The following is a 4,145-nucleotide window of genomic DNA, read 5'->3' on the forward strand; positions in this document are numbered from 1 at the left end:
TCACTTACCCCAATCTCCACTCCGTCCTCGCGAGCGGCGACGGCAGGTTCGCCTACTTCGTCTCACTCGGCGCCGATCTCATCGCGCAGTTCGCCCTCGAATCCGACCTGACACTTGTGCCGCTCGAGCCTGCAACGGCCGCGGCGCCGACTGGCAGCGGCCCGCGCCACCTCGTCTTCAACGATGCCCACGATGCTGTCTACGTGCTCACCGAGTTCTCCGGCGAGGTGCTGCACTACGCCCGCGACCTCGAGACGGGACTTCTCACGCTGCGCGGCTCAGCCGCAGCCTTCGACCCGTCGGCTGGTCTCCGTCACAGCACTTTCGGCGCGGACCCTCGTGCGGGCCATCTGATCTGGGGTGCTGACGTGCATCTCGGCGCAGGCGGACGTGCGGTGTGGGCGTCGGAGCGAACTGCGAGCACCCTCGCGGCCGTCTCCGTCGCGCCCGACGGCACGCTCACGCCGCCTCGGCGCTTCACGGTGACCGAGCCGCAGCCACGCGGATTCGCGCTCAGCGTCGATGGTCGATACCTCGTCTCGGCGGGAGAACGGTCCACCTCGATCTCGCTGTACTCCGTCGACGGGGACGACCTGCACCTGCTGCAGCGCGTCGAGACGGGATCCGGAGCGAATTGGGTGCGCTTCGCGTGAATCCCCTCGGCGGGCACGGCCCGCCGCCATATTCCTGGGCAGCGGTCAGCGCAGGCGTGCGAGTGCTTGTTCGTGGATGGCGGGGTCGGAGCCCAATCCTGCAGAGGAGGGCGGCGCATAGACGACCATCTCGTCGAAGCCGAGGGCTTCCGCGCGCGCCGCGGCATCCAAGAAGGCGCTGACGCTGCTTGTGGGGCGGACGCGTCCGAAGCCGAGCAGCACAGAGCGGCGCACGGCCGCCGGGTCCCGATCAGCCTTCGCGCACTGCGCGCTGAATCCGGCTGCCTGCGCGGCGAGCAGGTCCCAGTAAGCGTCATCGTCGAGTTGCGTAGAGCCAGGCCCGCCGTACGTGTTCCACGTGTCGGCCACTGCCACAGCCAGCGCGAGCGCGCGCGGCCCATGCGCGGCGATGAGCAGTTCGGGCGGTTCGGCACCTTCCGGCGCGGGCGCGGACTGCAGTCCGGAGAACGACATCGTCGTGCCCTGCCACTCGGTCGCACCACCTGCCGCCGCGAGGTAGCCGTGCACGACATCGGCGAACCGTTCCGCCATCGTCCCCAGCGCGCTCGGTGCGCCGCGGTCCGCGCGCTCGCAGTCCGGAGCGCCGAGGCCGATTCCGAGCACGAGGCGGCCGCCGGAGATGTCCTGCACGGTCATGGCGATGCGGGCGAGTGCGACCGGGCGACGGAACACCGCGGACGCGACCAGCGTGCCCAGCCGGATCCGCTCCGTGCACGCTGCGGCCGCCGTCAACGTTGTGAACGCCTCGCCCAGCCACATGTCCTCTGCGGTCCGGTGGGTGAGGTGGTCGTAGGTGTAGGCGACGTCATAGCCGACCGCCTCCGCCCACCGGTACCACTCCGATTCGGCATTCCACGGTCCCATCGGCGGGATGACGACGCTGATCCGCGAGAGTGTCATGAGTGAAGACTGGCCTGAACTTCGCAGCGACGAAAGGACTCCCTATGCCCACGAACGTCTTCACCGGCTTGAGTGCCTTCCCGCTGACCCCGCTCATCGAGGGGCGGCTCGACGAGGTCGCCTATGCGGCACTGGTCTCGTCGATCGCGTCGGCCGGGGTCGACTCGATCGGTGCGCTGGGTTCCACCGGCAGCTACGCGTACCTGACCCCCGCCGAGCGAGCGCGCGCTGCGGCGCTGGCTGTGCAGAACGCGAAGGGCACCCCCGTCGTCGTCGGCGTGGGCGCGCTCAGCACCCGGGAGGTGCTCGCGAACGTGGCGGACGCGCAACGCGCCGGTGCGTCCGGGGTGCTCCTCGCGCCGATGAGCTATCAGCCGCTCACCGAGCACGAGGTGTTCGGCCTCTATGAGGACGTCGCCGCGGAGCTGTCCGTCCCCCTCGTGGTCTACGACAACCCCGACACCACGCACTTCGTGTTCTCCGACGAACTGCACGGCCGGATCGCCGAGCTGGGCGCCGTCGCGTCCATCAAGATCCCCGGTGCCCCCGCTGACCTCGGCGAAGCGACGGCCCGTGTGAACCGGCTGCGCGCGCTCATCCCCGAACGGGTCACCATCGGCATCAGCGGCGACGGGTCGGGGGTGACGGGGCTTCTGGCGGGATGCGAGGTCTGGTACAGCGTCCTGGCCGGAGTGCTGCCGCGTGATCTGCTCGAGATCGCCCGGGCCGCGCAGCAGGGCGACGGCGAGCGGGCGCGTGCCCTGTCCGACCGGTTCGCTGCGATCTGGGCGCTGTTCGCCCGCCACGGCAGCTACCGGGTGACTGCCGCCGTGGCCGAAGACCTCGGCGTGGTGGCTCCCGGTGTCCTGCCGCGTCCGGTGCGTAGCCTCGACCTCGCCGCGCGTGCGCAGGTCGCTGCCGCACTCGACGCGGCCGGCCTCCGCCGATGACGAGCCTCGATCCACCGACGAGCTCGCGATAGCCGGCTGATTCGGCTTTGCGCTATCGGCGCGCCCGTTGACAGAAGTATGTTCGCAGACAAAACTATGTGGACAACGTTCCGCGTCGACACTGGAGTCAGCCTTGCGAATCGTCATCATCGGCGCCGGCATCGGCGGTCTCGCAGCCGCCCTCAGTCTCCACGCGGTCGGCGAGCGCGACATCCGGATCTACGAGCGCGCGAGCGAACTGCGCGCCCTCGGCGTCGGCATCAACCTGCTGCCGCACGCGATGCGGGAGCTCACCGAGCTCGGGCTCGCGGACCGGGTCGAGAACCAGGGCATCGCACCGTCGACGCTCGCGTATTACAACCGCTTCGGCCAGCCGATCTGGAGCGAGCCGCGCGGCCGCGAGGCCGGGTACGCATGGCCGCAGATCTCGGTCCATCGCGGCGAGCTGCAGCTCGCACTCGCTGACGCCGTCCGTGCGCGGCTCGGCGACGACGCACTGCGCCTCGGCCATCGCCTGATCCGCGTCGACGATGCAGCGGATGCCGCGACCGCGGTGTTCGAGACGCCTGAGGGCGAGGCATCCGTCGCTGCAGACCTCGTGGTCGCGGCGGACGGCATCCACTCCGCAGTGCGGCGGGCGCACTACCCCGACGAGGGCGCGCCGATCTGGAATGGCCTGACACTGTGGCGCGGCACCGCTCGCGTGCCCGCGTATCTCGACGGCCGCACCATGATCATGGCGGGCGACGGCGAGCAGAAGTTCGTCGCCTACCCGTTGGGGGCGCCGGATGCCGATGGCTTCGCCCGCGTCAATTTCATCGCCGAGCGGCGAGGCGTCGGTTCCGAAACTGTGGACTGGAATCTCTCCGTCGACGCCGCTCCGATCGTCGAGCAGTTCCGGGACTGGTCGTTCGACTGGCTCGACGTGCCGGCCGTCATCGCGGCCGCCGACGAGCTCCTCGAGTACCCGATGGTGGACCGCGATCCGATTCCGCGGTGGACATTCGGGCGCATGACCCTGCTGGGCGATGCCGCGCACGCGATGTATCCGAACGGCTCGAACGGCGCGTCCCAGGCGATCATCGATGCCCGCACGCTCGCGTTCCACGTCGCGACCGCTTCGTCGGTCGAGACCGCGCTCGCCGCCTATGAGGGGGACCGGCGTCCGGCCACATCCGCGCTCGTGCTCAGCAACCGTGCCCAGGGTCCGGAGCGGGTCATGCTGCTCGCCGCCGAGCGCGCGCCCGAGGGGTTCGCCGACATCCACGACGTCATTCCGGCCGAGGAGCTCACCGAGATCGCAGCCGGCTACAAACGCGCAGCCGGCTTCCATCCGGACGTGCTCAACGCGCGGCCCTCGCTCACCCCGCGCCGATGATCGAAGACCCGCCCGTCGCCGCGATGGCCCTCGACAACGCCCGTCTCGCCGCCGTCATCTCGCCGCTGCGGCGGCTGCTCCTCGCCTCGGCCCGTACGGCTGAGCAGCTCCCCGAGATTCCGGACGCCCAGATCGAGGTGATCCGTGCCCTTCCGAGGGGGACCGTCTCGTCGCCGGGGGAGCTCGCCGACCGACTCCGCTTGAGCCGCTCCACCGTGAGCAACCTGCTCACCGTCATGGAGG

At 70.2% G+C, this 4,145-nt stretch carries 5 protein-coding genes; 4 read left to right on the top strand and 1 reads right to left on the bottom strand.

Annotated features, from left to right (window positions below; all coding sequences use genetic code 11):
* Window positions 1-653, top strand: a 653-nt coding sequence (locus AC1DVT_RS18330; RefSeq protein ID WP_477390603.1) for a lactonase family protein, incomplete at its 5' end; no start/stop codon positions are given.
* A 45-nt stretch (window positions 654-698) separates the two neighbouring features.
* On the opposite strand, the gene AC1DVT_RS18335 is transcribed toward AC1DVT_RS18330, so the two are convergent.
* Entirely contained in the window at window positions 699-1,574 is an 876-nt protein-coding gene (locus AC1DVT_RS18335; RefSeq protein ID WP_477390605.1) for an LLM class flavin-dependent oxidoreductase, read from the bottom strand.
* Between the two features lie 44 nt (window positions 1,575-1,618).
* Here AC1DVT_RS18335 and AC1DVT_RS18340 point away from each other — a divergent pair, with 44 nt between their 5' ends.
* The 3 genes from AC1DVT_RS18340 to AC1DVT_RS18350 all read left to right on the top strand — a co-directional run.
* Window positions 1,619-2,524: a dihydrodipicolinate synthase family protein gene (locus tag AC1DVT_RS18340; RefSeq protein WP_477390607.1), complete on the top strand. Its 906-nt coding sequence runs from the start codon at window positions 1,619-1,621 to the stop codon at window positions 2,522-2,524.
* Window positions 2,525-2,657: 133 nt separating this feature from the next.
* Entirely contained in the window at window positions 2,658-3,902 is a 1,245-nt protein-coding gene (locus tag AC1DVT_RS18345; protein ID WP_477390608.1) for a flavin-dependent oxidoreductase, read from the top strand.
* Window positions 3,899-4,145 (top strand): MarR family transcriptional regulator (locus AC1DVT_RS18350; RefSeq protein ID WP_477390610.1); only part of this gene is annotated, 247 nt, incomplete at its 3' end. The genes AC1DVT_RS18345 and AC1DVT_RS18350, both read left to right, overlap by 4 nt.

Source organism: Microbacterium sp. P2_F9 (assembly GCF_056403635.1).